General features: G+C 72.9%; 20 protein-coding genes and 1 pseudogene. 9 read left to right on the forward strand and 12 right to left on the reverse strand.

The features are described 5' to 3' along the window. Positions 1 to 62 precede the first annotated feature (62 nt). Entirely contained in the window at positions 63 to 1,121 is a 1,059-nt protein-coding gene (locus ACSDR0_RS28235) for an LLM class flavin-dependent oxidoreductase (RefSeq protein ID WP_435291922.1), read from the forward strand. 43 nt (positions 1,122 to 1,164) lie between these two features. On the opposite strand, the gene ACSDR0_RS28240 is transcribed toward ACSDR0_RS28235, so the two are convergent. From ACSDR0_RS28240 to ACSDR0_RS28275, 8 genes and pseudogenes are all read right to left on the reverse strand, one after another. After that, positions 1,165 to 1,935, reverse strand: a complete 771-nt coding sequence (locus ACSDR0_RS28240; protein WP_435291923.1) for an ABC transporter ATP-binding protein — start codon at positions 1,933 to 1,935, stop codon at positions 1,165 to 1,167. A gap of 17 nt (positions 1,936 to 1,952) precedes the next feature. Continuing rightward, positions 1,953 to 2,864, reverse strand: a complete 912-nt coding sequence (locus tag ACSDR0_RS28245) for an ATP-binding cassette domain-containing protein (protein WP_435291924.1) — start codon at positions 2,862 to 2,864, stop codon at positions 1,953 to 1,955. Continuing rightward, the gene (locus ACSDR0_RS28250) at positions 2,861 to 3,640 is read right to left on the reverse strand and encodes an ABC transporter permease (RefSeq protein WP_435291925.1); all 780 of its coding nucleotides are present in this window, start codon (positions 3,638 to 3,640) and stop codon (positions 2,861 to 2,863) included. The genes ACSDR0_RS28245 and ACSDR0_RS28250 overlap by 4 nt, the downstream gene beginning before the upstream one ends. 41 nt (positions 3,641 to 3,681) lie before the next feature. Further along, on the reverse strand, positions 3,682 to 4,686 hold the full coding sequence (locus ACSDR0_RS28255; protein WP_435291926.1) for an ABC transporter permease: 1,005 nt from the start codon (positions 4,684 to 4,686) through the stop codon (positions 3,682 to 3,684). Then, a complete protein-coding gene (locus tag ACSDR0_RS28260; RefSeq protein WP_435291927.1) occupies positions 4,683 to 5,963 on the reverse strand; it encodes an ABC transporter substrate-binding protein in 1,281 nt (426 codons plus the stop codon). Before ACSDR0_RS28260 ends, ACSDR0_RS28255 begins: the two co-directional genes overlap by 4 nt. Positions 5,964 to 6,275: 312 nt before the next feature. Further along, positions 6,276 to 7,163, reverse strand: a complete 888-nt coding sequence (locus ACSDR0_RS28265) for a class I SAM-dependent methyltransferase (RefSeq protein ID WP_435291928.1) — start codon at positions 7,161 to 7,163, stop codon at positions 6,276 to 6,278. Between the two features lie 31 nt (positions 7,164 to 7,194). Continuing rightward, positions 7,195 to 8,460: an MFS transporter gene (locus tag ACSDR0_RS28270; RefSeq protein ID WP_435291929.1), complete on the reverse strand. Its 1,266-nt coding sequence runs from the start codon at positions 8,458 to 8,460 to the stop codon at positions 7,195 to 7,197. A gap of 184 nt (positions 8,461 to 8,644) precedes the next feature. Then, a pseudogene (locus tag ACSDR0_RS28275) lies at positions 8,645 to 9,112 on the reverse strand (enolase C-terminal domain-like protein); the annotation flags it as partial. On the opposite strand from ACSDR0_RS28275, the gene ACSDR0_RS28280 reads away from it, so the two are divergent. Next, positions 9,030 to 9,320, forward strand: a complete 291-nt coding sequence (locus tag ACSDR0_RS28280) for a hypothetical protein (protein WP_435291962.1) — start codon at positions 9,030 to 9,032, stop codon at positions 9,318 to 9,320. The pseudogene ACSDR0_RS28275 and the gene ACSDR0_RS28280 sit on opposite strands and share 83 nt — an antisense overlap. Before the next feature lie 360 nt (positions 9,321 to 9,680). Beyond that, on the forward strand, positions 9,681 to 10,643 hold the full coding sequence (locus tag ACSDR0_RS28285; RefSeq protein ID WP_435291930.1) for an endonuclease/exonuclease/phosphatase family protein: 963 nt from the start codon (positions 9,681 to 9,683) through the stop codon (positions 10,641 to 10,643). On the opposite strand, the gene ACSDR0_RS28290 is transcribed toward ACSDR0_RS28285, so the two are convergent. Beyond that, positions 10,630 to 11,898, reverse strand: a complete 1,269-nt coding sequence (locus ACSDR0_RS28290; RefSeq protein ID WP_435291931.1) for an MFS transporter — start codon at positions 11,896 to 11,898, stop codon at positions 10,630 to 10,632. The two genes, ACSDR0_RS28285 and ACSDR0_RS28290, sit on opposite strands and share 14 nt — an antisense overlap. A 260-nt stretch (positions 11,899 to 12,158) precedes the next feature. Next, positions 12,159 to 12,965, reverse strand: coding sequence for a UTRA domain-containing protein (locus tag ACSDR0_RS28295; RefSeq protein ID WP_435291932.1), 807 nt, complete (start codon positions 12,963 to 12,965; stop codon positions 12,159 to 12,161). 388 nt (positions 12,966 to 13,353) lie between these two features. On the opposite strand from ACSDR0_RS28295, the gene ACSDR0_RS28300 reads away from it, so the two are divergent. The 5 genes from ACSDR0_RS28300 to ACSDR0_RS28320 all read left to right on the forward strand — a co-directional run bounded on the left by ACSDR0_RS28300 (position 13,354) and on the right by ACSDR0_RS28320 (position 19,271). Next, positions 13,354 to 14,394, forward strand: a complete 1,041-nt coding sequence (locus ACSDR0_RS28300; protein WP_435291933.1) for an ABC transporter ATP-binding protein — start codon at positions 13,354 to 13,356, stop codon at positions 14,392 to 14,394. 2 nt (positions 14,395 to 14,396) lie between these two features. Then, a complete protein-coding gene (locus ACSDR0_RS28305; protein WP_435291934.1) occupies positions 14,397 to 15,236 on the forward strand; it encodes an ABC transporter ATP-binding protein in 840 nt (279 codons plus the stop codon). A 2-nt stretch (positions 15,237 to 15,238) separates the two neighbouring features. Continuing rightward, the gene (locus ACSDR0_RS28310; protein ID WP_435291935.1) at positions 15,239 to 17,182 is read left to right on the forward strand and encodes an ABC transporter ATP-binding protein; all 1,944 of its coding nucleotides are present in this window, start codon (positions 15,239 to 15,241) and stop codon (positions 17,180 to 17,182) included. 221 nt (positions 17,183 to 17,403) lie between these two features. After that, on the forward strand, positions 17,404 to 17,985 hold the full coding sequence (locus ACSDR0_RS28315; protein ID WP_435291936.1) for a DUF305 domain-containing protein: 582 nt from the start codon (positions 17,404 to 17,406) through the stop codon (positions 17,983 to 17,985). Between the two features lie 233 nt (positions 17,986 to 18,218). Further along, positions 18,219 to 19,271 carry a hypothetical protein gene (locus ACSDR0_RS28320; RefSeq protein ID WP_435291937.1) on the forward strand — a complete coding sequence of 351 codons (1,053 nt, stop codon included), beginning with the start codon at positions 18,219 to 18,221 and terminating at the stop codon, positions 19,269 to 19,271. Positions 19,272 to 19,293: 22 nt separating this feature from the next. Here the strand turns inward: ACSDR0_RS28320 and ACSDR0_RS28325 are convergent, their stop codons facing one another. After that, on the reverse strand, positions 19,294 to 22,998 hold the full coding sequence (locus tag ACSDR0_RS28325) for a S8 family serine peptidase (RefSeq protein WP_435291959.1): 3,705 nt from the start codon (positions 22,996 to 22,998) through the stop codon (positions 19,294 to 19,296). Positions 22,999 to 23,363: 365 nt separating this feature from the next. Between ACSDR0_RS28325 and ACSDR0_RS28330 the strand changes: the two genes are divergently transcribed. Continuing rightward, positions 23,364 to 24,785: an Ig-like domain-containing protein gene (locus ACSDR0_RS28330; RefSeq protein ID WP_435291938.1), complete on the forward strand. Its 1,422-nt coding sequence runs from the start codon at positions 23,364 to 23,366 to the stop codon at positions 24,783 to 24,785. A gap of 206 nt (positions 24,786 to 24,991) precedes the next feature. On the opposite strand, the gene ACSDR0_RS28335 is transcribed toward ACSDR0_RS28330, so the two are convergent. After that, positions 24,992 to 25,936, reverse strand: a complete 945-nt coding sequence (locus ACSDR0_RS28335) for a sulfite exporter TauE/SafE family protein (protein ID WP_435291939.1) — start codon at positions 25,934 to 25,936, stop codon at positions 24,992 to 24,994. Positions 25,937 to 25,946 lie beyond the last annotated feature (10 nt).

Consider the following 25,946-nt stretch of genomic DNA (forward strand, 5'->3'; position numbering starts at 1 on the left):
TGCAAGATCAATCTCAGGTGGTCAACAGAAATAAACCCCCGCTTCGCCTGGTTGCCGCCTACATGGCTGATGACGACATCCGTGGGACGGCCCGCGGCTCCTCCGAGGTACCCCTGTCGATCCTCGAACTGGCGACCGTCGGTTCGGGAGTGACACCCACCGAAACCCTGGAGGCGAGCACCCGGCTGGCCAGGCGTGCGGAGGAGTGGGGTTACCACCGGATCTGGGTGGCCGAGCACCACGGCATGCCGTCCGTGGCCAGTTCCTCGCCCGCCGTGTTGATCGCCCATCTGGCCGCCGCGACCAGGAGCATCCGGCTGGGGTCCGGCGGCGTCATGCTGCCCAACCACGCCCCGCTGATCGTCGCCGAGCAGTTCGGCACCCTGCACGCGCTGCATCCGGGCCGCATCGACCTCGGGCTCGGCCGGGCCCCCGGCACCGACCCCGCCACGGCGAGGGCCCTGCGCGGGCGGCACAGCCTGGACGCCGACGACTTCCCCGAGCAGCTGGCCGAGCTGACGGCCTTCCTGGACGGCACGTTCCCGCAGGGCCACCCGCTGGAGCGGGTCGTCGCGGTGCCCCGCTCCCCCGAGTCGGGCCGCCCGCCGATCTGGCTGCTCGGTTCCAGCGGCTTCAGCGCCCAGCTCGCCGGGATGCTCGGCCTGCCGTTCGCCTTCGCGCACCACTTCAGCGGCAACAACACCATCCCGGCCCTGGAGCTGTACCGGTCGTCCTTCGAGCCCTCCGCCGTCCTCGACCGGCCGTACGCGATGATCGGCGTCTCCGCGATCGCCGCCGACAGCCGCGAGCAGGCGCTGCGCCTGGCCCGCTCCGGCGGGCTGTCCATGCTGCGGCTGCGGCGCGGGGCGCCGCAGCCGATCCCCACGCCCGAGGAGGCCGAGAGCTACCCGTACAACCCGTTGGAGCAGGACTTCATCGACGACCACCTGTCCAAGGTGGTGCTGGGAGACGCCGTCGAGGTGCGGCAGGGGTTGGAGGATCTCCGCAAGCGCACCGAGGCCGACGAGTTGATGATCACCACGATGGTCCACAGCACCGCCGACCGGACCCGCTCCTTCGAGCTCATCGCCCAGGCGTACGACCTCACCGGCGGCTCCTGACCGGGCCGCCCGCCCGCCCCGTCCCGGCCCGTCCTCCACGCGCTCAGCCCCGGCCCGTCCGGCGAACGCGCGGCTCCGGCGGAACGTACGAACCCGGTGTGACGCGCGGATCCGGGGGGACGTGCGAAGCGAGCAGCTCGCGGGTCAGCGGGTGCCGAGGCCGGCCGAGGACGCGGGCGACGGCGCCCTCCTCCACGACCCTCCCCCCTGAGAGGATCACGACGTCGTCCGCCAGCCGCGCGACGACACCCATGTCGTGGCTGATCAGCACGAGGGCCGGCCCGGACCCGCGGCGCAGCTCGTCGAGCAGGTCGAGCACCCCGGCCTGGGTGATCGTGTCCAGCCCCGAGGTGATCTCGTCGCAGACGAGGACCTCGGGGGAGGCGAGCAGCGCGCGGGCGAGCGCCGCGCGCTGGAGCTCCCCGCCGGACAGTCCGGCAGGCCGGCGGGCCGCCGACGCGGCACCGAGCCCGACGCGTTCGAGCATCTCCAGCGCCGCGTCCCGAGCCGCGCCGGACCTCAGGCCGCGCAACCGCACGGCGGTGCGGCTCACCTGGTCGGCCACCGTCCGGTTCGGGTCGAAGGAGGCGTGCGCGTCCTGGAAGACGTACTGCACGCGGGCCACGTCCTCGCGCCGCCGTCGTGACAGCGACCCCGCCAGCGGCCTCCCGTCGAGCAGCACCGCTCCCCGCGCGGGCTCGTGCAGCCCCGCGACACAGCGCGCGAGGGTCGTCTTCCCGCTTCCCGAGCGTCCGACCAGCGCCAGGCACCGCCCGGCGGCCACCCGCAGCGACACATCGTGGAGCACCGGCACCGAGCGGTGCCTCGCCGTCAGGCCGTCGACGCCGAGCCGGACCGGCCCGGCACGGCCTCCCGCGGCGGCGCGGCCTCACCGGAGGGCCGGCCCCCTCCGGAGAAACCGGTCCCTCCGGGAGACGAGCCCACCTCGGACGGGAACGGCTCCGCTCTCCCCATGAGGCCGGTGGACGAACCGGACTCATGGGGAGAGGGGACCACCGGGAGCCGGGCGGCGAGCAGGCGCCGGGTGTAGTCGTGCCGGGGCCGAACGAGCACCTCCCCGGCCGGCCCGCTCTCCACCGCCCGGCCCGCGCGCAACACGACGACGTGGTCGGCGAGCGCGCGCACCACGTCCAGGTCGTGGCTGAGCAGGACCAGCGCGATGCCCTGCCGTACGAGATCCTCCAGTTCGGCCACGACCTCCCGCTTGGTGATGGCGTCCTGGCCGGTGGTGGGCTCGTCCGCCACGATCGCCGACGGCGCCGTCAGCAGCGTCTGGGCGAGCACCAGGCGTTGCCGCTGCCCCCCGGAGAGCTCGTGCGGGTAGCGGCGCGCCATCTCCCCGGCGGCGGGCAGGTCGACGCGGCGGAGCACGGACGAGATCCGGCCCGCCACGGACTCGTCCACCACGGACTCATTCGCCACGGCGCCGCCCGGCGCGTGCCGCCGGGCGACCTCGCGCAGCACCGCCCCCGCGCGGCGGACCGGGTTGAGCGCGGACGCGGGGTGCTGCGGCAGGTAGCCCACCGTCCCGGCCACCTCGACCGTCCCCGACAGGACCACGCCGGGCGCGTGCTCGCCGAGCAGCGCCCGCCCGATGGTGGTCTTGCCGCTGCCCGAGGCCCCGACCAGGGCGAGCACCCGGCCGGGCGCGAGCTCGAAGGAGACGCCGTCGACCAGCGTGGCGCCGCCGGCCTCGGCGCGCAGTCCCACGACGCGGATCACGCGGCCTCCCCCCGGCCGCGCCGTGCCTCGTCGAAGAGCAGGTTCAGCCCGACCGACAGCGCCACGAGCAGCAGCGCCGGGACGAGCACCGCCCACGGCTGGAGGAACATGCCCGCCCGGTTCCGGTCGACCATCACCGCCCAGTCGCCGGCGTCCGGGGAGACGCCGACCCCCAGGAAACTCGCCGTCGCGACGAGATAGAGCGCGCCGACGACGCGGACGCCCAGGTCGGCCAGAAGGGTACGGAGCATCGACCGGCCCACGTAGCCGAACGCCCGGCGCCACCAGCTCTCGCCCTGGAGCCGCATCGCCTCCATCGCGGGCCTGGAGGCGATCTCCAGGGCCGCCGCACGGGAGATCCGGGCCACCTCCGGCAGGCTGATCACCGCGACGATGACGACCAGGGTGACGGGGCCTGGCGGTGCGACGGCGGCGAGCAGGATGAGCCTCAACAGCGAGGGAACGGCCAGCAGCAGGTCCAGCGGGCGCATCAGCAGCTCGTCGAGCCATCGCCGCCGGGTCATCGCGGTCAGCAGCCCCAGTGGCGTGCCGGCCAGGAAGGCCAGGGCGGTGGCGGCCAGGGCGACCACCACGACCGTACGGCCACCGAGAAGTACCTGCCGCCACACGTCACGGCCGACGAAGTCCGTGCCCAGGAACGGGCCGGAGCCGAACGGGACACCTCGGGGGGCCGGTTCGCCCGCGAACCACGGACCGGCGAGGGCTATCACCAGCGGCACGCCCAGCAGCACCCCGCCCAGCCCCCACCTCGGCACCGGCCCCGTCCTCCCCCTCGGGCCCGGTTCCCGTCCCGGCCTCATGTCGCACCCGCCTCGCGCGGGGCGAGACGGAACGCGACGACGTCGGCAGTGAGGTTCACGGCCACGGTGGTGACCGCGAAGACTAGGGCAAGTCCCTGGATCACCGGGATGTCGCGGGCGGAGACCGCGCTCACCAGGGAGGTGCCGAGACCCGGGATGACGAAGACGGCCTCCACGGTGATCACGCCGCCGAGCAGCCAGTCGGTGGTCCTGGCGAGCTGCTGCACGGCCGGCGCCACCGCGTTGGGCAGGGCGTGCGCCACGACCACCCTCCGGCCGGAGAGCCCGAGCCTGCGGGCGTGGCGGACGTACTCGGAGCCCAGCGCGTCGATCATCCCGGCCCTGACCAGCCTGCTGATCGAGCAGATCGGCCGGGCGAGCAGGACCAGGAGGGGAAGCACCAGCACGGCCGGCTGCGCGAGCAGGTCCGGGCCGACGCCCACCGCGGTGGGCGGGAACCAGCCGAGCCTCAGGGAGAACAGCGCGACCAAGAGCACGGCGAGGGCGAACTCCGGCACCGAGTACAGGGCGATGCCGGCCGAGGTGAGGACCCGGTCGAGCAACCGGCCCTCGCGGATCGCGGCGACGACGCCCGCGGCCACCGCCAGCGGCACCAGGAGCAGCAGGGTGATCGCGGCGAGCTGGAGGGTCGGCCCACCGGCGTCGGCGAGGAAACCGGCGACCGGGCGCCCGGCCGTCAGCGACGTCCCGAGGTCACCGCGGAACAGGCCGAGCAGCCACTCGGCGTAGCGGACCGGCGCGGGCCGGTCGAGTCCCAGCTCCTGGCGGATCCGCTCGATCCGCGCCGGGTCGGGCGTGTCCCCGGCCAGCACCACGGCGGCGTCTCCCGGCAGCGCCTCGGTGAGGGCGAACACCAGCGCGGTGACCGCCACGACCTGCGCCAGGCCGAGCGACAGGCGCCGCGCGGCGTACCCGGGCAGGCTCGTCCGGCCCCCGGAGCGGGAGCGCGGGGACGGCGGGGCGGGCCGAAGGATCGTCAAGCCAGCCACACCTTGTCGAACCGGGCCCAGTCGAGGGTGTTGGCCGGGGCGTCGGCGACGCCGCCCACCCCCGGCGCGGTCGCGACGAGCCAGTCGGCGAAACCCCAGACGAGGTAGCCGCCCTCGGAGTGCTGGGCGCGCTGCATCTCGGCGTACACGTCGTGGCGCGCCTTCTCGTCGGCGAGCGAGACGGCCTTGGCGTAGAGCGCGTCGAACTCCGGGCGCTTCCACTTGGTGATGTTGGTGGTGGACGTGCTGAGCAGGCGCTGCGCGAAGTGCGACTCGATGGGCATCGCGCCGGACCGGAAGCAGCACAGCGTGCCCCTGTCCAGGACGTCCTTCCAGTAGGTGTCCTTGTCGCCCACCGCGACCTCGACGTCGAGACCGGCCTGGCGCATCTGGTCGGCGAAGACGCTCGACGACTCGACGAAGCCGCTCGCCGCCGCCGAGGTGTCGAGCCGCACCTTCAACCCCTTCGCACCGGCCTTCTCCACCAGCCACCTGGCCTTGTCCAGGTCACGGACACGCTGCGGGATCTCCTCGGCGTAGTACTGGTAGCCCCTGCCGAAGAGGTCGTTGCCGACCTGCCCGGCGCCGGCCAGCACGGTGTCGACCAGTTCCCCGCGGTCGGCCAGCAGGAACATGGCCTCGCGCAGGTTCCGGTCGTCGAAGGGCGGGCGGTCCAGCTTCATGGCGAACGCCTGCATGCCGCTGTTGGTGAGCCGGGTGACGGCCAGGCGGTCGTCACCCGCATAGGTTCTGGCGGTGGTCGCGGTGATGTCGTGGGCGTAGTCGGCCTGCCCGCCCAGCAGGGCGTTGACCCGGGCCGACTCCTCGTTGGCGATCAGATACCGCAGCTCGTCGACGTGGGGTGCGCCCTCCCAGTAGTCGGGGTTGCGCTTGAGCAGCAGGGAGCGGCCCGGTTCGAAGGAGCCGAAGGCGAACGGACCGGACCCGATCGGCCTGGTGAAGTCCTCGGTGCCCTCGGGGACGACGAACACGCCGAAGGCGGCCAGCATGTTGGGGAACTCGGCGAACGGCTGCCTGAGCGCGAACTCGACCGTACGGTCGCCGACGGCCCTGCTGGCGGCCAGGTCGATGACCGCCAGGGTGGACCTGGCGCGGAAGGCACGGGCGGGGTCGGCGATCCTGGCGTAGCTGTAGAGGACGTCGGCGGCGCGCACCGGCCTGCCGTCGTGGAAGGTCGCCCTGCGCAGGGTGACCCGCCAGGTGGTGAGGTCGGCGGAGGGCTCCCAGCGCTCGGCGAGGCGCGGCACGACCGACAGGTCGGGGCCGTAGTCGGCGAGCTTGTCGAACAGCGCCTTGGACCGGGACGCCTCGACGAACAGGTTGGACAGGTGCGGGTCCAGGGTCTCCTGGGCCCCGCCCCCCGGCGAACACGACGCGCAGCCGGCCCCCCGCGCGGGGCTTGCCCGCGGCGGCGGTCCCGGCGGCGGGACCGCCGCCGGGGCCGGTGCTGGGGCCGGTGCTGGGGCCGGTGCCGCACCCGGAGAGCAGGACGGCGGACAGCCCGGCGGCGGTGCCGAGGAAACCGCGGCGGTTCAGGGAGTGCATGGAAAAGGGTCCTTTCATCGGTTGTGCCGGTGGCGGGGCCGGCCGCGCGGGCGGCCGGACGATCCGCGGTGACATCGGCCGGTCAGGCGGCCGGACGATTCGCGGTGCGGTCGGGTGGGCCGCCGGGCGGGGGACGCAGGCGGGCCACGACATGGAGCCGGTCGCCGGACAGGCCGTCCGACGGCGGCGCACCGGGGGTCCAGGGGGGGCCGGGTGCGCGGCCCCGGCCCGTCGAACAGGGCCAGGACCTCGAAACCGGCGACGTCGAGGAAGTACTCCAGTTCCCGGGGGAAGAGCAGCCGCCAGGCCGAGCGCTGGTGCAGCGGCCCGGCGCGACCCGGCCACTCCCAGGTGCGGTGCCTGCGGAGCAGCTGGGCCGCGTGGTCGATCCACAGCCGGGTACGGGAGGTGTACGGCACCCCGTCCCAGAGCACGGTCCCAGTGACCGTCCCCTCCAGCAGCTCGGTGTTGCCGAGGAAGAACGCGCCGTTGCGCATCTCGGCGACGAGCAGCCCGCCGGGCGCCAGGTGCGCGCGGCAGCGGGACAGGAACGCGGTCAGGTCGGCGTTCTCGTGGCAGTAGAGCAGCGCGCTGTCCAGGCAGGTGACCACGTCGAACCGGCGGCCGAGGTCGAACGACCTCATGTCGGCGTTGACGAACTCCACGCCCGGATACCGGCCGCGCGCGTGGGCGAGCATCGGCTCGGAGACGTCCAGGCCGGTGACGGCGTAGCCCTCGCCCGCCAGGTGACCGGCGTCGCGGCCGGTGCCGCAGCCGATGTCGAGCAGCCGGGTCCCGCCGCCGAAGCGGCGGGCGAGATCGCCGGCGAACCGGGCCGCGAGGCGGTCGGGGTCGGGGAAGCGCAGCTCGTACAGCTCGGGATTGTCGGTCAGGAAGTTCACGGCCGCACGGTCCTTTCCGGTGCCTGGGGGGTCACGGCGCCTTCTCCTCCGCCGGGGAGTCCTCGGGGGAACCGCTCTCCGGCGCGCCGCGTGACCGGCCGGCCGGGTCCGGCCCCCGTACCGGGGAGGTCTCCGCCGGTGGCACCGCCTCCGGTACGCCGGCGCGGCGCACCGCGATCGCGGAGCCCAGCCCGAGCGCGGCGCACAGCGGCCAGGCGAGCCAGTCCGCCGTGTCGCCCGCCCAGCCCACGACGACGTTGCCCGCCGCGGCGACCAGGCCCGAGGCGAGGTAGAACATCCCGAAATAGGTGCCGATGACGCCCTCCCTGCCAAAGGCGGGGATCAGCTCCAGCACGAACGGCTGCGCGATCATCACTCCCAGGGCCAGCCCGAACGCGGCGAGCAGCACAGGGAGCAGGCCCGGCAGCAGCGGGACCAGGAAGGCCGCGCCCATCACCGCCAGGCCGAGCGCGATGGCGGCGCTCCCGCCGAGGTGGTCCCGCAGCCACCGGGTGATCCGTACCTGCAGCAGCAGGGTGGCCACGGTGGAGACCAGGAACAGCGCCGCGACCGAGGCCGCGGAGCCGGTGACCTCCTCGGCCCGCATCGGCAGGATCAGGTAGAGCTGGTTCTGCAGGGCGAACATCCCGCTCAGCGCCAGCGTGAAGGCGACGAACCCGCGGTTGGCCAGGCACTCCCGCCAGTCGGCGAGCACCGACCCCCCGCCGGGCGGCACGGGCCGCGACGGCAGCGTCAGCGCCTGCGCCACCGTCAGCCCGGCGAAGATCAGCGCCGCGGCGACGGCCGCCACCCGGAAGTCGACCAGCAGCAGCGCGCTACCCAGCAGCGGGCCGAGCAGCGCCCCGGTGTTGGCGAACACGTTGAACAGGGCGAACACCTCCGCGCGGCGGTCGCCCGCCTCGACGGCCAGGTAGGAGCGGACCGCCGGGTTGAACAGCGCCCCGGCCAGACCGGACAGGACCGAGGCGCCGAGCAGCACGGGCAGCGAGCCGCCGAGCGCGAAGAGTCCGAAGCCGACGGCGCGCAGGGCGCACCCGGCGATGATGACCGTGCGGGCACCGAGCCGGTCGGAGGCCGTCCCGCCGATCAGGAACAGGCCCTGCTGGCTGAGGTTGCGCACACCGAGCACCACCCCGACGGCCGCGGCCGACATGCCCAGGCTCCCGCCGAGATGGCCGGCGAGGTAGGGGATCAGCAGGTAGAAACCGGTGTTGACGCCCATCTGGTTGACCAGCAGGAGCCGCACCGACAGCGGGAAGGACCAGAACGCCCTCATGTCGCCGGCCGCACGCCGAGACCGGGGAGGCCGGAGAGCCGCAGCACGCCGTCCTCCCGCCGAGGCCGGTCCACGGGTCGCGGTCCAGCAGCAGGTGCCCGTCGAGGTCGACCCAGCGCGCGTGTCCCGCCAGGTGAACGGCGGGGGCGATGCCGAGCGAGCTGGACACCAGGCAGCCGAGCATGACGTCCATGCCGTGGCGCCGCGCCGCGTCGATGACGCCGAGCGCGGCCAGCACGCCGCCGCACCGGGCGAGTTTGACGTTGACCCCCCGGACGGCTCCCACCAGCCGCTCGACCTCGGCCGCTCCCCCGGCGTCCTCGTCGGCGATCACCGGCATCGGGACCCGCCGGCCGACCCAGGCGAGCAGGTCGGGACGGCCCGGCGCGATGGGCTGCTCCACGGCGTCCACGTAGGGCATCCGTTCCAGCAGCCGGACGGCCCGCTCGGCGCTCCAGGCGCCGTTCGGGTCGAGCAGCAGGCGCGCTCCGGGGGCGGCCTGCCTGACCGCCTCGACCCGCGCCACGTCGTCGTCCGGATCGGGCGACCCGGCCTTGACCTTCAGCACGGTGAAACCGCGGGCGCGCAGGTCGCGCGCGGCCCCGGCCGCGCGCTCCGGCCCGCAGATCCCGATCGTGTACGCGGTGGGCACCGGTCGCCAGGAGGGGGACCCGGCGAGCCGGTGGACGGGCAGCCCGTCGCGCCTGCCCACCAGGTCCAGCAGGGCGGCGTCGAGGCCGGCGAGCACCCCCGGCGGGCACGGCAGGTCCGGCAGCTCCGCGAGGAGCGTCTCCGGGTCGGGCCGGCCGCCCACCCCCTCCAGCGCGGCCGTGATGCGGGGCACGTCCAGCCCGAGGTAGGCGCTGGTCACGATCTCGCCGTACCCGGTCACCCCCTCGTGGCGCACCGCGACCCGGACGGCGTCGCGCGCGGACATCACCGAGCGGGAGATGCGGAAGGGCTCGCGCAGCCTCAGCGGGACCACCTCCCAGTCGAGCCTCATGCCGGGACCTCGACGGCCGACCCCACCCAGCTCTCGACCATCAGCAGATGCCCCAAGACAACCTCCCCAGCAACAAGGCCAGACAGGAGGAATGATAATGACTTTCATTTTCTTTGCAATCCGGTGAGGTGGTATTGACCCGGACATTGCGGATCTGCGCCGGTAAAGACCCCGATCTCCACCGAATCTGCACAGGAGACCGTTACGCTCCGGGTGCATGATCAGATCGAGATGGGTGAGCCTGCTGGTCTGGCTGGCGGTGCTGCCGTTCGCGGCCTGGGCGGTGCTCAGGACCGGCGGCTGGAACCCGGTCTGGCAGTGGGTCCCCCTGGTGGCGTTCACGCCGTACGTGGCGGCGGCCTCGGCGATCCCGCTGCTCCTGGCCCTGGGGCTGCGCCGCTGGGCCGCCGCGGCCCTCGCCCTGGTCACGGGCGCGGTGCTGGCGACGGCCGTGCTCCCCCGCTACTTCGGCGACGGCGCCCAGCCCGCCGCCGACGGGGGGCGGCTCCGGGTGCTCGCCGCGAACCTCGCCGTCGGCGCGGGCGACACCGACGTCCTGATGGGGCTCGTGCGCTCCCTCGACCCGGACGTGCTGGCCCTGCAGGAACTCACGCCGGCCGCCCGCGACCGTCTGGAGGCGGCCGGGCTGCGCCGGCGCATGCCTCACGTCGTGGACCGCGCGGTCGACGGGGTCTGGGGTTCGGGCGTCTACTCCAAACACCCCATCACCGAGAAACCGCTGATCGCGCTGGGCCGGTTCCGGCAGGCGCGAGGGGTGGTCGAGCACCCGAGCGGCCACGAGATCGAGGTCGTCTCGGTCCACCCCTGCGCGCCCCGGTACGACTCCAAGGTGCCGTGCTGGGACGCGGGGCTGCGGGCGCTGCCCAGGGCGGGCGGGCAGCTGCGGGTGCTCGCCGGAGACTTCAACGCCACCCTCGACCATCGGCTGGTACGCGACCTGCTCGACAGCGGCTACCGCGACGCGGCCGACGTCACCGGGCACGGCCTGACGGCCACCTGGCCGCAGCAGGGCTGGGAACCCGTCCCCGGGGTGACGATCGACCACGTGCTCGCCGACTCGCGCATGGCGATCAGGACCTTCGGCGTCCACCGCCTCCCGCACACCGACCACCGGCCGGTCTTCGCCGAGCTGGGCCTGCCCCGCTTCACGGATCGCTGAGCGGGACCCGGGCGGTCGCGGTCCTCCGTGAGCGGGACCCACCGAGGAACAGGACCAGGGCGAGGACGGCGTACGGCACCGCGGAGGCGGTGAAGATCGTGGCGTGGCCGGTCAGCGACGAGGCCGCGGCGTAGCCTCCGTAGACGAGGACGGCGACCAGCTCGGTGCCCAGCCCGGCCAGCGAGGTCACGGTGGCGCGGGCCCGGCCCGTGATGCTCTCCTGCAGCCGCGCGTCGGCCAGCACGCTCGCCATCTGGAAGACGCAGAAGGCCACCGCGACGGCAACGAACCCCGCCGCGACCCCGCTGACCGCGCCAGCGCCGAGCGCCAGCGCCCCGAACGCGAGGAGCGCGGCGAACTCCCGGTCCGTGAAGCTCCGCCCGGCCGCCGCGAGCACACCGCCGGCCGCGATGCCCACGGAGATCAGAAGCACCAGGAGCGGCACGACGTGCGTGGCGACGCCGGTGCCGATCGCGAGCAGCGGGGTGTACTCCTCCAGCGAACCCCACAGGGCCGTCACCGCCGGTACCAGCAGCAGCGCCCGGCGCGTCGGCCGGTCGGTGCGCGCCACCCGCAGCCCCTCGCGCAGGATCGCGGCATAACCGCCCGCCGGCGCCTCCTCGCCGGACTCCTCCGAGGACCCCGCGCCCTCCTCCCCTCCGGCGCGTACGCGGTGCTCGGGAAAGGCCAGCGCGGCCATCGCGGCCAGCACGCACGCCAGGACGCTGCCGGCGGCGACCAGCGGATAGCCGCCCACGGCGAACACCGGGGCGGCCACGGCCATGGACACCACGACGGCGCCCGTGCCGACCGCGCGGGCGCGGCCCATGATCGCGGCGTAGCGGCCGGCCGCGCCGAGGTGGTCGAGCTCGGTGTAGACCAGCGCCTCCAGCGCGCCCGACTGCAATGCTCCGGAGGCGCCCCACAGCACGAAACCCGCGGCGAACGCCCAGTAGGAGGGGGCCGCGACCCACAGGCCGAAGCCGACGGCGGCCAGCAGCGGCGCCAGGGCGAGCAGCGCGCGCCGCGAGACGGCGTCGGCCCACACACCCGAGGGGACCTCCAGCCCGACGGAGGTGAGCGACCAGATCGCCAGGAGCGAGGAGATCTCGGCGGTCGACAGGCCCGTGTCGACGAACAGCAATGCGTAGAACGGGTAGAACAGGACGAACTCATCGAGGATGGTGTAGGTGTAGAGCGTCGCGGCCAGGCGCTTCGCACGCCCTTCGGGCGCACGGAGAAAAGAAGTGGTCATGAGGTCCTTCTCGCGGGGACTGTGCGGACTCGGGATGCTCGGCATCTCCGGAGGTCCACGGCAGCTCGCGCCGGACCGACCGATCGTTGAGGATCAATGTCGCCAGGTCATACCGCAGACGATACAACCGCCCCGCCCGTCGCGGCCTCCCCTTTTCCCCGGCCTCGTCTCCCGGCCGTCGCGGGCACGGCGGGCGGCCGAGCCTCCCGCCCCCCGCCTCCGACCGACCGGCCGGACGTGACCGGACCGGGCGGGCCGTGTCAGAACTCGTCGTGCCCGGAGACCTGGCCGATCGGGAAGACGTGCCTGCTCGCGGCGCAGATGGTCTCCAGGACGTGGACGGGTGTGTCCTGGTCGGAGTAGCCCGCGCGAAGGACCTGGACGACCCACTCCCCCGGTTCGAGCTCCAGGGTCTCGTACTCGAAGGACGTCGGCGGGCGGGCCGTCAGGGTCTCCTCGGCACGGCCGAAGGTGTGGCCGAGGGCGACCAGTGCCGACTGGAGCGACGGCCTGACGAACCCGGGCTCGGCGAGGCGGGTCCCCCCGAACAGGTCGGCCCGGAAGTAACTGGTGGCGATGCGCACCGGGACACCGTCGGCCGTCATCATCTTCCGGCGGGCGATCACCTCGGCCCCGGGGTCGACGCGCAGGCAGGCGGCCACGTGCTCACCGGCCGGCTCCGGGCCCACGTAGAGCATCCTGCGGTCCGGCGTGATGCCCTGCCTTTCCGCCTCGGCGAGGAACAGGGACGCGGCCCCCCGCACGGCGGGGTCGGTCGGCAGCGCCCGCCGCACCAGGACCTTCGGGGCGCGGGGCGCGGGGCCCTCGGGGGCGCGGGCCGCCGGCCCCTTCCTCATCTGGGAGATGCGGCCCGGGGACACGCCCAGGCGCGCCCCTATGTCCTCCAGGCTCATCCCGGAGTCACGGGCCTCGGCGATCGCCTGGCGACGCATCTTCGCCGCCTCCGCGACGAGTCCCTGCTCCTCGGCCATGAGACGGCTCAGAACCCGTGCGCGCTCGATGGGGTCGCTCAGCTCGGAGACGTCGTGCAACGTCTTCAGATCCATCGGGGACCGCCTCCTCGCGCTCGACGCCACCGGGAATTTTAGCCCCCCTATTTCGATGCCGTGACAGTGCCCCGGCCGGCGGGAGGGAAAGGCCGTCACACGCGCCCGCCCGGGACACGGGCGTTCACTCCGGTGGAGGGTTCGCGGTCAACGGGCACTCTGGCCTGGTGGTTACACCATGCGGACCGTCAAATCAGTTGCCGACGCCATGCCCGGGTGCAAAAACTGGAGGGTCGCCCGCGTCGCGCGGGTGGCGGTGATCCGACGGGGCGCCCACCGGGAGCGGTGGCACGGGAGAGACCGGTTGAGAGGGGATGGCGTTCCGGCCTGCCATGCCCCGGACGGCTCTCACCCCGTCAGAACACCGTGAGGAGCGTGCCGCCTGCCCATGCCCCCTGACACCGGAACCACCGCAGCCAGGACCAACGACGCAGACAATACCAACAACGCAGACAACGCAGACACCTCCGCCACCGACACGACGCCCCCGGCGTCCCCGTCGCCGTCGGCCCCGCGCCCCCTTCCCTCGCGCCGCGCCGGGGCGGGCTCCCTGTGGCGGCTGAAGTCCTACCTCCGCCCGTACGTCGCCCGCCTGCTCTTCATCTGGGTGCTGTCCTTCGGCGCGGTCGCGATCGGCATCACCGTCCCGCTGATCGGCAAGGAGATCATCGACGGCCCCGTCGCCCGGGGCGACACCGGGGCCGTGCCGCCCCTCGCGCTGCTCGCCCTGGGGCTGGGCGTGGTCGAGGCGCTGCTCGTCTTCCTGAGGCGGTGGCTGCTGGCCGCCGCAGTCCTGGGCCTGGAGACCGCCATCCGCGACGACCTCTACGGCCACCTGCAGCGGCTGCCGATGGGGTTTCACGCCTCATGGCAGTCGGGTCAGCTGCTGTCCCGGGCGACGACCGACCTGTCGACGATCCGGCGCTTCCTCGGCTTCGGCCTGCTCTTCCTCGTCCTGACCACCGTGCAGATCGCGACGGTGACCGGGCTGCTGCTCCACATGTACTGGCCGCTCGGGCTGCTGGTCGTCGCCTCGGCGGTGCCGATCGTGTTCACCACCCTGCGCTTCGAGCGCAAGTACATCACCATCTCCCGCCGGGTTCAGGACGAGCAGGGCGACCTCGCCACGGTCGTCGAGGAGTCGGCGGCCGGCATCCGTACGATCAAGGCCTTCGGCCGCGGCCCGTACGTCTCCGGGATCTTCGAGGAGGGGGCGCTGAAGGTCTTCCGGACCTCGATGGAGAAGGTCGGCCTGTCGGCCAGGTTCTTCACCTTCCTTGAGGTGATCCCGAACATCACCCTCGCGCTCGTGCTGCTGCTCGGCGCTCTGGCGGTCGGCTCCGGCACGCTGACGCTGGGCACGCTGGTGGCCTTCGCCACCCTGATGCTGCAGCTGGTCTGGCCCGTCTCCGCGCTGGCTTCATCCTGACGATGGGCCAGGAGGCGATGACCGCGGCCGACCGGGTGATGGAGGTGCTCGACACCGAACCGGAGATCGTCGGGGGCACCGGCGTGATCGAACGGCCCCGGGGACACCTGCGCTTCGAGGGGGCCGGGTTCACCTTCCCCGGCGACGAGAAACCGGTGCTCCACGACGTCTGGCTGGAGGTCCGGCCGGGAGAGACGGTGGCGGTCGTGGGCGCGACGGGGTCGGGCAAGACCACGCTGACCTCCCTGGTGCCGCGGCTGTACGACGTCGGCGCCGGCCGGGTCACGATCGACGGGGTCGACGTCCGCGACCTGCCGCTGCCCACGCTGCGCTCGATGGTCGCCACGGCCTTCGAGGAGCCGACGCTGTTCTCGATGAGCGTCAGGGAGAACCTCACGCTGGGACGGCACGACGCGAGCGAGGAGGAGATCGCGGAGGCGCTGCGGATCGCCCAGGCCGGGTTCGTCCACGCGCTGCCGTGGGGGCTGGAGACCAGGATCGGCGAGCAGGGCATGTCCCTGTCCGGCGGCCAGCGCCAGCGGCTCGCGCTGGCCCGCGCGGTTCTCAGCCGTCCGGGAATCCTCGTGCTGGACGACACGCTGTCGGCCCTGGACGTCGAGACCGAGGCCCTGGTGGAGGAGGCGCTCCGGCATATGCTGCGCGAGGCCACCGGGATCGTCGTCGCCCACCGGGCCTCCACCGTGCTCCTCGCCGACCGGGTGGCCCTGCTGCTGGACGGCACGATCGCGCACGTCGGCGAGCACCACGAGCTCATGGCGAGCGTGCCCGAGTACCGCGCGCTGCTGTCGGCGGACCCGGACGTCGAGGAGGCACGGCTGTGAGCGTGACCGAACCTTCCACCGGCCCCTCCGCCGAATCCTCCGCGAACCCCTCCGCGGAACCCTCCGGCGCCGAGACCGCGAACGGGTCCCGTGAGTGGCGCGGGGTCGCGGCGGAGAACCAGGACGAGCTGTCGGCGCAGGTGTCGTTCCTGCTGCGCGACAGGTCCAGGCGGCTGCTCGGCGACCTGCTGCGCCCGTACCGCAGGGAGATCGTGCTGCTCGTCGCGATCATCGTGACCTGCAACGTCGCCTCGCTCGCCATCCCGTACCTGGTCAAGGTGGGCATCGACGCGGGCATCCCGCCGATGGTGGCGGGGGCGGGACCGCGGACGCTGGTGACGGTCGTCGCGGCGGTCCTGGCGGCGGCGGCCGTCCAGCTGGTGACCCGGCGGATATTCCTCAGGATGGCCGGGCGCATCGGCCAGAGCATCCTGCTGGAGCTGCGGCGGCGGGTGTTCGTCCACTTCCAGAGGCTGTCGCTGTCGTTCCACGAGGACTACACCTCGGGCCGGGTCGTCTCCCGGCTCACCTCCGACATCGACGCCATCTCCGAGATGCTGCAGTCGGGTTTCGACGACCTCGTCACCGCCGTGCTGACACTGGTCGGCACGGCGGTCCTGCTGCTCGTCCTGGACGTCCACCTCGGCGTGGTCGCGCTGCTGCCGCTGCCGGTCCTGATGCTGTTCACCGGCTGGTTCCGGCGGCAGTCGAGCATCATCTACCGCAGGACCCGGGAGACGGTGGCCCTGGTGATCGTCCACTTCGTGGAGTCGATGGCCGGCATGCGCGCGGTCCAGGCGTTCCGCAGGGAGCCGCGCAACCAGGCGATCTTCTCCCAGCTGAACGCCGACTACCGCGACGCCAACCGGCGGAGCATGCACCTGATCGCGATCTTCTCGCCGGGTGTCAAGCTGATCGGAAACGTGACGATCGCGGCCGTCCTGCTCTACGGGGGCACGCTGGCGATCCAGGGCGAGGTCACGGTGGGCGTGCTGGCCGCCTTCCTGCTCTACCTGCGCCAGTTCTACGAGCCGATGCAGGAGATCTCGCAGTTCTACAACACGTTCCAGTCCGCCGGGGCCGCGCTGGAGAAGCTCTCCGGCGTGCTGCAGGAGCGTCCCGTGGTGGCCGAGCCCGGCGACCCGGTGACGCTGGAGCGGCCACGCGGGAGGATCGAGTTCCAGGGCGTGGAGTTCTCCTACCTGGACGGCACCCCCGTGCTGCCCGGCCTGGACCTGGTGGTCCCCGCCGGGCAGACCGTGGCGCTGGTCGGCACCACCGGCGCGGGCAAGACCACGCTGGCGAAGCTGGTCTCCAGGTTCTACGACCCGGTGGCGGGGCGGGTGCTGCTGGACGGGGTCGACCTGCGCGACCTCGGCGAGGAGTCGCGCCACGCCGCGGTGGTCCTGGTGACCCAGGAGAACTTCCTGTTCAGCGGGTCGGTGGCCGACAACATCAGGTTCGGCAGGCCGGGCGCGAGCATGGCCGACATCGTGGCGGCGGCCCGCTCGATCGGCGCCGACGCTTTCGTCTCCGCGCTTCCCGAAGGGTACGACACCCAGGTCGGCAAGCACGGCGGCCGGCTGTCGGCCGGGCAGCGGCAGCTGGTGGCGTTCGCCAGGGCGTTCCTGGCCGACCCCGCGGTGCTGATCCTCGACGAGGCGACGTCCAGCCTGGACGTCTCCAGCGAGCGGCTCGTGCAGCGCGCGATGCGGACGATCCTGGCGGACCGGACGGCTCTGATCATCGCGCACCGCCTGTCGACCGTCGAGATCGCCGACCGGGTGCTGGTGATGGACGGCGGCAGGATCATGGAGGACGGCCCGCCCGGCGAGCTCGTCGGGCGGGCCGGCCGCTACGCCGACCTGCACCGTGCCTGGCTCGACAGCATCTCCGACCATCGCGACGTCCCCGGCCGACCCACCCGGGCTCCCCGGGTTCCGTGAACCGCTCCCGGACGCGTCCCCCTTCCCGGGACACGTCCGGGAGCCGGTCCCGGGCCGTGGAACACCCGGAACGGGAGGCGTCCCGAGCCGGAGTCCGGCGTCCGGAATTTCGGGCCCGCGATTTCCGGCGGCCCCTGAACCCCGGGAACGGTGTCCGCGTATCTCAGGGCGGAACGGCACGAATGGTCCTTCCCACCCGCAGGAAAGGGGCAGTGATCTCGATGAGCACCCGGCGGTCGCGCAAACGACGGTCTCTGACCGCCACCTTGCTGGTCTCCGCCATACTGGTCGCCGGGTGCTCGTCAGCGGCCGTGACCACCACTCCCGTCCAGGCGGTGGGACTGGCCGGCGATCGGGCCGACGCGGACGTCCGTTTCTCCCAGGAGATGATCCCCCACCATCGCCAGACGATCCAGCTCGCCGACCTGGTGGACGGCCGGACCGAGAACCCGTACGTGCGCGGCCTGGCCGCGAAGATCAAGAAGAGCGAGTCCGCCGACATCGACCTGATGTCCGGCTGGCTGCGGTCGTGGAAGGTCGAGGTACCGGCGGAGGGCGACCGCGCCGTGCACGACATGCCGGGCATGCTGTCCGCCACCCAGATCTCCTCCCTGGAGAGACGCTCGGGTGCCGCCTTCGACAAGCTGTGGCTGAGCGTGCTGGGCAAGCACCTCAACAGCGGTGTCCAGATGGCCCAGGTCGTGATCGCGCTGGGCAGGCACCGGCCCACCACCCGGCTGGCGGAGGAGCTGGTCGCCGGGCAGCGCGCCCAGATCGCCGAGATCGGCAAGAAGCTCTCCTGAGCCGTCTCCGGCTCGCGGCCGGCTCGTTTCCGGGTCGACCCGGAGTCGACTCCGGGTCGTCGCTGCCTGGAGGGCGGGTCGTCCGGGAAACGGCCCGCCGCCCAGGGGTACGAGGCCATCCAAAAGGGGCATAAGCGCGAGGCACAACCGGGTCGCGGTGGTGGCGGTGACGCCGAGCGGCACCCGGTGTGGCGAGCAGGCGGCAGACCGCCCGATCCCCCGCTGGAGGTCTCATGAGCACGACCGGAAGGCGCCCTGTCCTCGCGGACTCCGTCCGGACCACCGACGACGGTGTGGAAATCCTCGACCGCCGGGTCTATCCCTTCGAGCACAGCTGGGTGCGCTGCGCCACCAGCGAGGACGTCGCGGTGGCCATCGAGCGGATGGTGACGCAGAGCACGGGCCCCTCGTTCGCGGCGACCGCCGGGATGACGCTGGCCGCCCGTGAGGCGCGGGGCGAGCCGCCGGGCCTGGCGGCGGCGCGGCTGCGCAAGGCGGGCGACCGGCTGATCGCGACCCGGCCCACGAACAACCACATCCGCGACGCCGTCGAGGCCGTCCTGGCCGCCACGGTGGACGGGCCGCTGCCCGAGGCGTGCGGGGACGAGCTGGTGGAGGCCGTGACCCGGGCGGCGGCCGGGCACGACGCGGCCTACCTGGCGAGCAGCGCGGCCATGGGCAGGCACGCGGCGGCGCTGCTCGACGACGGCGCCCGCGTCCTCACCCACTGCTGGGCGGACGCCTATCTGATCGCGACCGTCGAGGCCGCGCAGGAGGCGGGCAAGCGGCTGGAGTTCGTCTGCACCGAGACCCGGCCCTATCTGCAGGGGGCGCGGCTGACCGCGCCGACGCTGGTGGAGATGGGCTACCGGCCCACCCTCATCACCGACGGGATGGTCGCCTCGGTGCTGTCCGACGGGCTCGCCGACGTGGCGCTGACCGCGGCGGACCGGGTGACGATGGACGGGCACGTGGTGAACAAGGTCGGCACGCTCGGGGTGGCGCTGGCCGCCCGCGCCTTCGACGTCCCGTACTACGTGGTGATCCCGGCGCCCGACCCGCAGGCGCCGGGTATCGACGACGTCGTCATCGAGCGGCGGAACGGCGACGAGGTCCTGCACGTTCTGGGGAGGCGTACCGCGGGCGAGGGCGTGACCGGCCACTATCCCGCCTTCGACGCCACCCCGCCGCACCTGGTGACGAGGATCGTCACCGAGCACGGCGCCTATCCCGCCGAGCGCGTGTCGGAGCACTTCGGGCCGCCGAACGGCGCCGCCCGCCCGTGACGGGCGGGCGGCGCCGCTCGCGCTACCTCAGCCCGAAGGCGCGGACGATCGTCTGCTCGACGGCGTTGCCCCGCTCGTCCTTGACGCCGGCCCGCAGGCTGACGTACCGGGCGCCGGCCGGGGCGTCCAGCCTGGCCCGCCACCCGTCGCCGGTGCGGGTCAGACGCTCGGTACGCCAGGTGGCGCCGTCGTCGTAGGAGACCTCGAGCTCACCCGAACGGATCGCGGCGGCCTTCGGCACCCCCGGCAGGTGCGAGGGGAGGAGGGTCAGGGCCGCCGAGCGGGAGGCCCTGCCGTCCACGTCGGTGTCCACGGCGTAGTCGAGCTGCACCAGCGGCAGCGGGACGGGCGCGGCGGACCCGGCGGGCGCCGAGGTGAAGTCCCACACGGTTCGCGTGCCGGTGGAGTACGGGTGGACCAGGGGCTCGCGTTCCGTCGTGGTGACGAGGCGGTAGGGAAGCCGGGCCTGGCCCACCTCGGTGTCCAGGACGTAGCCGCCCGTCTGGCCGACGAGGGTCTCACCCTGGTAGAGCGCCGTCGTCTGGTCGATCTGGCCGGGGGCGAAGAGCCCGACGTGGTCGGCCCCCGAGTCGCCCCAGCCGGGCACCTGGACCCGGAGGGTGTTCCCCTCGCGGACCGGGAGCGAGACCGAGCCGTTGACCCTCGGGCGCTGGATCGGGCCGAACCACTGCTCGGCGGTGGTGCTCCCCGCCCGGTAGGACCTCTCCCCAGAGAACTGCATCGTCTCTCGCGGGATCTCCGCCTCGGTCGTCCAGCGCACGGAGTCTCCCGGGGTGACCCAGTCGGTGCGCTCGCGCTTCGACCTGCTCAGCAGCGTGTATCCCACCTTGGTGTTCAGGCCGGGGACGACGTCGAAGCGGTACTCGGCGACCTCGGCCGCCGGGTTGTTGCGGAAGTCGACGTCGACCCGTGCCAGGTCACGGTGCGCGGGACGGTAGGTCAGGTCGCCGGGAACGGACTGCTCCCAGCGCCGGACCAGGTCGTAGAGGTAGGTGGTGGTGGGGTGGGAGACCGTGCGCAGCCGGACGGCCTCCTTCCCGAGGCGGGAGATGAGCTGCTCGCCCTCGTCCCTGGTCAGTGACGCCACGGTCAGGGGCGTCCTCCTGATCGCCTCGCGGAGCCGTCCCTCCTCGTCGTTGACGATCAGCAGGAGCTTCGCCCCGGCGGCCACGGCGGCCGGAACCTGCTCGTCCGTGTCGCCGTAGCGCACGACCGCGATCTTCCCCTTGACGTCCAGTCCCGCGTAGTCGGCCGGGCGGCCTCCGCCGGCGAAGACGGCGGGGAGGTCCCACGAGCCTTCGGGCAGGAGCCCCGCCCCCGGCTGGATCCACAGGTCGTCGTACGTCTGCCCGCCCGAGCTCACGGTCAGGAGCGGCTGTATCTTGCGCCAGCGCGCGCCGACGGACAGCCGTCCCTCGCGCACCCGCTTCGTGGGCTGGATCCAGATGCTGTCGTACCCCGTGCCGAGCGTGTAGGAGTCGGCGACCGAGGCCGTGTCGCCCAGCGTGCGGTGGTAGTCGACCCGGGTCTCGGCGTCGGCGCTCTCCCGGGGCGTGACCGCCTTGGCCTCGCGCGCGGTGGTGCCGTCCAGGGTCACGGTGGTGTCGGCCTCGACGGTGACCAGGGGTTCGTTGAGCAGCGCGAGACCGAGTGAGGCGGGGCCGTGCGTGCCTCGCACGTCGCCCCACATCCACACCGAGTACCTGCCCTGGGGCACCAGGACGTCCACCTCTCCGGTGAAGGTGAGGAAGCTGTGGTAGCCGTCGGCGGGGTCGCCCTCCCGCAGGAGGCTGATCAGGCCGCGCATCGGGGCGCCGTCGCGGTCCTTGGCCTTGATGACGAGGTGGCGGGGCTGGTCCTCGGTGCTGACGCCGACGACGGTGCGGGCGAGCACCGCCCCGCCGCCGGACGCCTCGATCCACCCGGTGTAGCCGTTCCTGTCCGGTGCGCGGTCCAGGTCGGCGGTGATGGTGACGGTGCCGCTGCCGCCCGCCGGGACGACGACCCGGGAGGCGGACAGGGAGAACAGGCCGTCCGGGGCACCGGCGGCCTTGAGCGCCAGGTCGAGGGTGACGTCGGCGCCGGAGGTGTTGGTGTAGGTCACCTGCCGCTCGGCCTTGCCTCCCGGCTCCTCACCCAGCGGGTGGATGCCCAGGTAGGCGGTGCCGGTGGCGAACAGGGTGGCGGTGGTGGCGGCGCGGGCGTCCAGGCGGCCGGTGCCGGCCTGGTAGGCGTTGTAGTCCGGGGTGCTCTTGGAGGTGCTCATCAGAGCGTCCTTGAGCTGCCCGCCGGTCCAGCCGGGATGCGCGGCGGCCAGGAGCGCGGCGGCGCCCGCGACGTGCGGGGTGGCCATCGAGGTGCCGCTCATGGTCGTGTACGGGCCCTCGCCTCCCTGCGCGTACTGGGACCGGGCCGCGAGCACGCCGACGCCGGGAGCGCTGAGGTCCGGCTTGAGCGCGCCGTCGGCCAGCCTCGGGCCCCGGCTGGAGAAGTCGGCGAGGTGGTCGAAGGTGTCCACCGCCGCGATGGTGAGGGCCGCGTCGGCGGCGCCCGGGGCGCCCACCGTGCGGTCGAAGGGCCCGGCGTTGCCCGCCGCGATGGTGAAGAGCGCGCCGGTCTCTGCGCTGAGCGCGTTGACGGCCTGGCTCAGCGGGTCGGTGCCGTCGGTGGGCCCGTCGGTGCCGAGGCTCATGCTGATGACCTTGGCCTTCCGCTCCCTGGCGGCCCACTCCATGCCGGCCACGATCCAGGAGTCCTGGCCCTGGCCCTGGTTGCTGAGGACCTTGCCGACCTGCAGTTCGGCTCCGGGTGCGACGCCCTTCTCCTTGCCGCCCGAGGCGGCGCCGGTGCCGGCGATCGTGGAGGCGACGTGGGTGCCGTGGCCGTGCCGGTCGGTGACCTCCTCGCCGGGCACGAAGCTGGCGGAGGCCTCGATCCGGCCGGTCAGGTCGGGGTGACCTGCGTCGACGCCGGTGTCCAGGACGGCGACGTCGACGCCTTCGCCGGTGTTCCCCGCGGCCCAGACCTCGGGGGCGCCGATCTGCGCCACGGTGTCGGCCAGGTCGACCTTCACCTTGCCGTCCAGCCAGATCTTCGCGACACCGCCCGCGAAGGCGGGCGCGGCGTTCCCGCTCCGGGCGCCGGGCGCCGTGGCCTGGCCGCCGGTGAGCGAGGACCAGAAGCTCGCGGCCTTGTCACGGTCCTCGGTGACGGCGGCGCCCTTGATGCTGCTGAGGGTGCGGACCTTCGTGGCGCCCTCGGGCAGCGGCCTGGCGGCGCGGGCGGCGGAGTCGTCCGCGTAGGTGACGATCAGCGGGAGGTGGTCGACGTGGGCGTCGTCGTAGTCGTCGGCCAGGAGGCGGGTGACGTTGAACAGCCGTTTGTCGAGCAGCCCCGCGGAGACGTAGGGCATCGCGCTGTCGGGATAGACGTAGGTGTCGGCGCCCACGGTGGTGACGTGGGCGCCGACGGGTTCTCCGCCAGGCCCCCGTACCACCGTGGTGCCGGTCTCGGTTCCGCCGGAGCGGACGGTGACCTTGTCCCCGGTGATCAGGGTGATGGTGCGGGTGACCGCCGGTGCGCCGTGGTCGGGCGTCTTCGCGGTCGGAGGGGGGTCGAGCCGGGTGGTGGCGTACGTCGGCGGGGTCACCGCGAGTACCGCCAGGGCGACCGCGACGGCGAGCAGCCGCGATCTGCCGCAGGGCATGAGTGCCAAGTGGGTTCCTTGACTCGATTGGTCGGGGGGACGCGACAGCGAGGGTGACGGCTGTTTTTGTCCTCTATCGAGGAGAGAAACGGACGACCGTATCTGCCAAAGGACAATTTGATGATCTCTGACGGCCCGCGTCAACAGGAGTCGTATTACACGTTCAAGTCGCAGGTTCACTTTTAGGACGAATGGCGTGGAAAATGCTCATACTTCCGACATTTCCGGCGGTCGCGGGCGCGGGCGGGATGCGACACGGAGGCCACGCGAACACTTGACGCACTGGATCGACCACGGAGAGTAGCCTTCGCTGTGAAGTTGATCTACGAGGACATCTCTCACGACAGAATGGAAGTCCAGCGTTGGTGTCACAACGATCCAGATCCGCGCTCACCTCGCTCACCGCGCTCGCCTGCGCCCTGCTGGCGCTACTGGCCGCACCGGGGACGCCGGCGACGGCCGATACCGGTGCGCACGCCACCGCCGCACGGCAGGCCGCCGCGCCCTGCGTCCGGCAGGGACAGGCCACCTACCCCGTCAGCTACTACTGGAAGAACGCGCTCGGCATGAGGCTGGGCAGCGGGTCGGTCTCGGTCGACACCTCCCCGTCCCTGTGGGGCGGGCAGATCACACCGGGCGGCACCTTCACCCTCACGCTGGCGCACCGCACGGCCCAGTGGCCGCTGCTGGTCAGCCGCTACACCACCACGTGGGACCTGTCGTCACTGCTGGCCCACGCCGACGTCGTCGGCCAGTCGGGGAGCGGAACCATCAGTGGCACCACCCTGACGATCGCCTCGTCGGGCACCAAGACCGACCCGGCCCCGAAGGTCATCACCTTCCAGGTCAGGCAGGGCACCACCGGGGGAAGCATGACCATCCGGCCGACCGGGATCAGCAGCGTCATCGCCGCTCCGGGTCAGCTCGGAAACAACACGCCCGCCCCTCCGATCCAGATCGTCGGCGGGCAGTCCATCTCACCCACCAGGGCCACCGACGACACCGCCACCACCACGCAGGGCACAGCCGTCAGCGTGCCCGTCCTGGCCAACGACACCGCGGCCTCACCGACGATCAGCGGCGTCACCCAGCCCGCCAACGGCACCGCGACGATCTCCGGCGGCAACGTGGTCTACACACCCGCCGCGGGCCTCGGCGGCACCGACACCTTCACCTACACCGTCACCACCGACTGCGGCACCAGCACCGCCACGGTCACGGTCACCGTCACCTGCGCCTACGCACCGGTCAACCTGGTCAACGGCGGCTTCGAGGCGCCACCCGTGGCCACGGTCGACTGGTCCATCTCCGACGCCTCCGTCAACCCGGGCGTCGGCTGGCACACCACCGCCACCGACAACAAGCTGGAGTTCTGGCGGGGTGGGGCGAGCGGGGTCCCGGCGGCGGACGGTCAGCAGTTCGCCGAGCTCAACGCCAACCAGGTCTCCACGCTCTACCAGGACGTGCCCACCGTCCCGGGAACACCGATGACCTGGTCGCTGTACCACCGGGGCCGCCTCGGCACCGACGTGATGCGGGTGCTCATCGGCGCACCGGGCTCGACCGTGGCCCAGACCCCGACCGGGGCCTCCTCCCCGGACATCTCCGACGACAACACCGCCTGGCGCCACTACACCGGCGTGTACGTCGTCCCTCCGGGACAGACCACCACGCGATTCGCCTTCGAGTCGGTGTCGGCCGCGGGGGGCACCGCGACGGCCGGCAACTTCCTGGACGGCGTGGTGTTCCAGACGCCGCCCTGCCTGCCCATGACCGGAAACCCGTGAAGGCGCGCGCCGCGGCCTGACCGGCCGCCGCCGCGCGGCCGCCCGGATCCTTGACCGTCCGTCACACGCGACACCCGGCCGGGGACCGCGCGGCCGGAGACGGACGGGCGGCTGCCGCGGTACGCGACACGAAGGCCCCTCCCGCTTCGGCGGGAGGGGCCTTCGTGTGAGCTACGGCGCATCGGAGGGCGCCGCCGGACCGGGGTTCAGCTGGCGGCGCCGGCGGTCTCCTGCTCCGCGGCGCGGCGCCTCTCCTCTGCCTCGATCGCCTCGACCGTCTCGTTGTCGCGGTCACGGCGGTACTCGCGGACCGAGTAGGCGATGGCGGCGGCCCAGATGACGGCGATGGTGATGTAGGCGACGGTCTGGACGCCGCCGGAGGCGTCGATCCAGTCGCTGCGCAGCAGGGTCCGGACGTTGGTCAGGATGATGACACCACCGACGGCCGAGCCCAGGATGCGCGGCGGGATGTGGCGGACCAGCCAGGCGGCGATGGGGGCGGCGATGACGCCGCCGATCAGCAGGACGGCGACCCAGGAGAAGTTGATGTTCTCGGAGCCGATGCCGAAGAAGAAGCCGACGCTGGCGGCGATGGCGACCAGGAACTCGCTGGCGTCGATGGAACCGATCACCTTGCGCGGCGCCAGGCGGCCGCTGGCGAGGATCGCCGGGGTGCCGACCGGGCCCCAGCCGCCGCCACCGGTGGCGTCGACGAATCCGGCGACCAGGCCGAGGGGCGCGAGGAAGCGCTTGCGCAGCGGCTTGCCCAGGTTGCCGCGCGGGAGGCCGAAGGCGGTGAAGCGGATCAGGACGTAGAGACCCAGCGTGAGCAGGATGATCGACATGACCGGGGCCGCGACCTCGGTGGAGAGGCCGGACAGGAAGGTCGCTCCCGCGAACGCGCCTATGGCGCCGGGAACACCGATCTTGGCGACGACTTTCCAGTCGATGTTGTTGAAACGCCAGTGGGAGATGCCGGAGGCGAGGGTGGTGCCGATCTCGGCGAGGTGGACGGTGGCCGAAGCGGCAGCGGGGTTCGTGCCGATGGCCAGGAGCAGCGTCGTCGAGGTGACACCGTAGGCCATGCCAAGGCTGCCGTCGACGAGCTGCGCCGCGAAGCCGACCAGGCCTAAGAGGATGAGCGCACGCACAACGCCCCCC

The sequence above is a fragment of the Streptosporangium sp. G11 genome (assembly GCF_051192615.1).
Taxonomy (GTDB): domain Bacteria; phylum Actinomycetota; class Actinomycetes; order Streptosporangiales; family Streptosporangiaceae; genus Streptosporangium.

Bases quoted from the DNA above. Each gene is read 5' to 3' on its own strand.
- ACSDR0_RS28235 (WP_435291922.1), top strand. From the start codon at position 63: ATGGCTGATGACGACATCCGTGGGACGGCCCGCGGCTCCTCCGAGGTA.
- ACSDR0_RS28270 (WP_435291929.1), bottom strand. From the start codon at position 8,460: ATGAGGGCGTTCTGGTCCTTCCCGCTGTCGGTGCGGCTCCTGCTGGTC.
- ACSDR0_RS28285 (WP_435291930.1), top strand. From the start codon at position 9,681: ATGATCAGATCGAGATGGGTGAGCCTGCTGGTCTGGCTGGCGGTGCTG.
- ACSDR0_RS28290 (WP_435291931.1), bottom strand. From the start codon at position 11,898: ATGACCACTTCTTTTCTCCGTGCGCCCGAAGGGCGTGCGAAGCGCCTG.
- ACSDR0_RS28295 (WP_435291932.1), bottom strand. From the start codon at position 12,965: ATGGATCTGAAGACGTTGCACGACGTCTCCGAGCTGAGCGACCCCATC.
- ACSDR0_RS28300 (WP_435291933.1), top strand. From the start codon at position 13,354: ATGCCCCCTGACACCGGAACCACCGCAGCCAGGACCAACGACGCAGAC.
- ACSDR0_RS28305 (WP_435291934.1), top strand. From the start codon at position 14,397: ATGGGCCAGGAGGCGATGACCGCGGCCGACCGGGTGATGGAGGTGCTC.
- ACSDR0_RS28315 (WP_435291936.1), top strand. From the start codon at position 17,404: ATGAGCACCCGGCGGTCGCGCAAACGACGGTCTCTGACCGCCACCTTG.
- ACSDR0_RS28320 (WP_435291937.1), top strand. From the start codon at position 18,219: ATGAGCACGACCGGAAGGCGCCCTGTCCTCGCGGACTCCGTCCGGACC.
- ACSDR0_RS28325 (WP_435291959.1), bottom strand. From the start codon at position 22,998: ATGCCCTGCGGCAGATCGCGGCTGCTCGCCGTCGCGGTCGCCCTGGCG.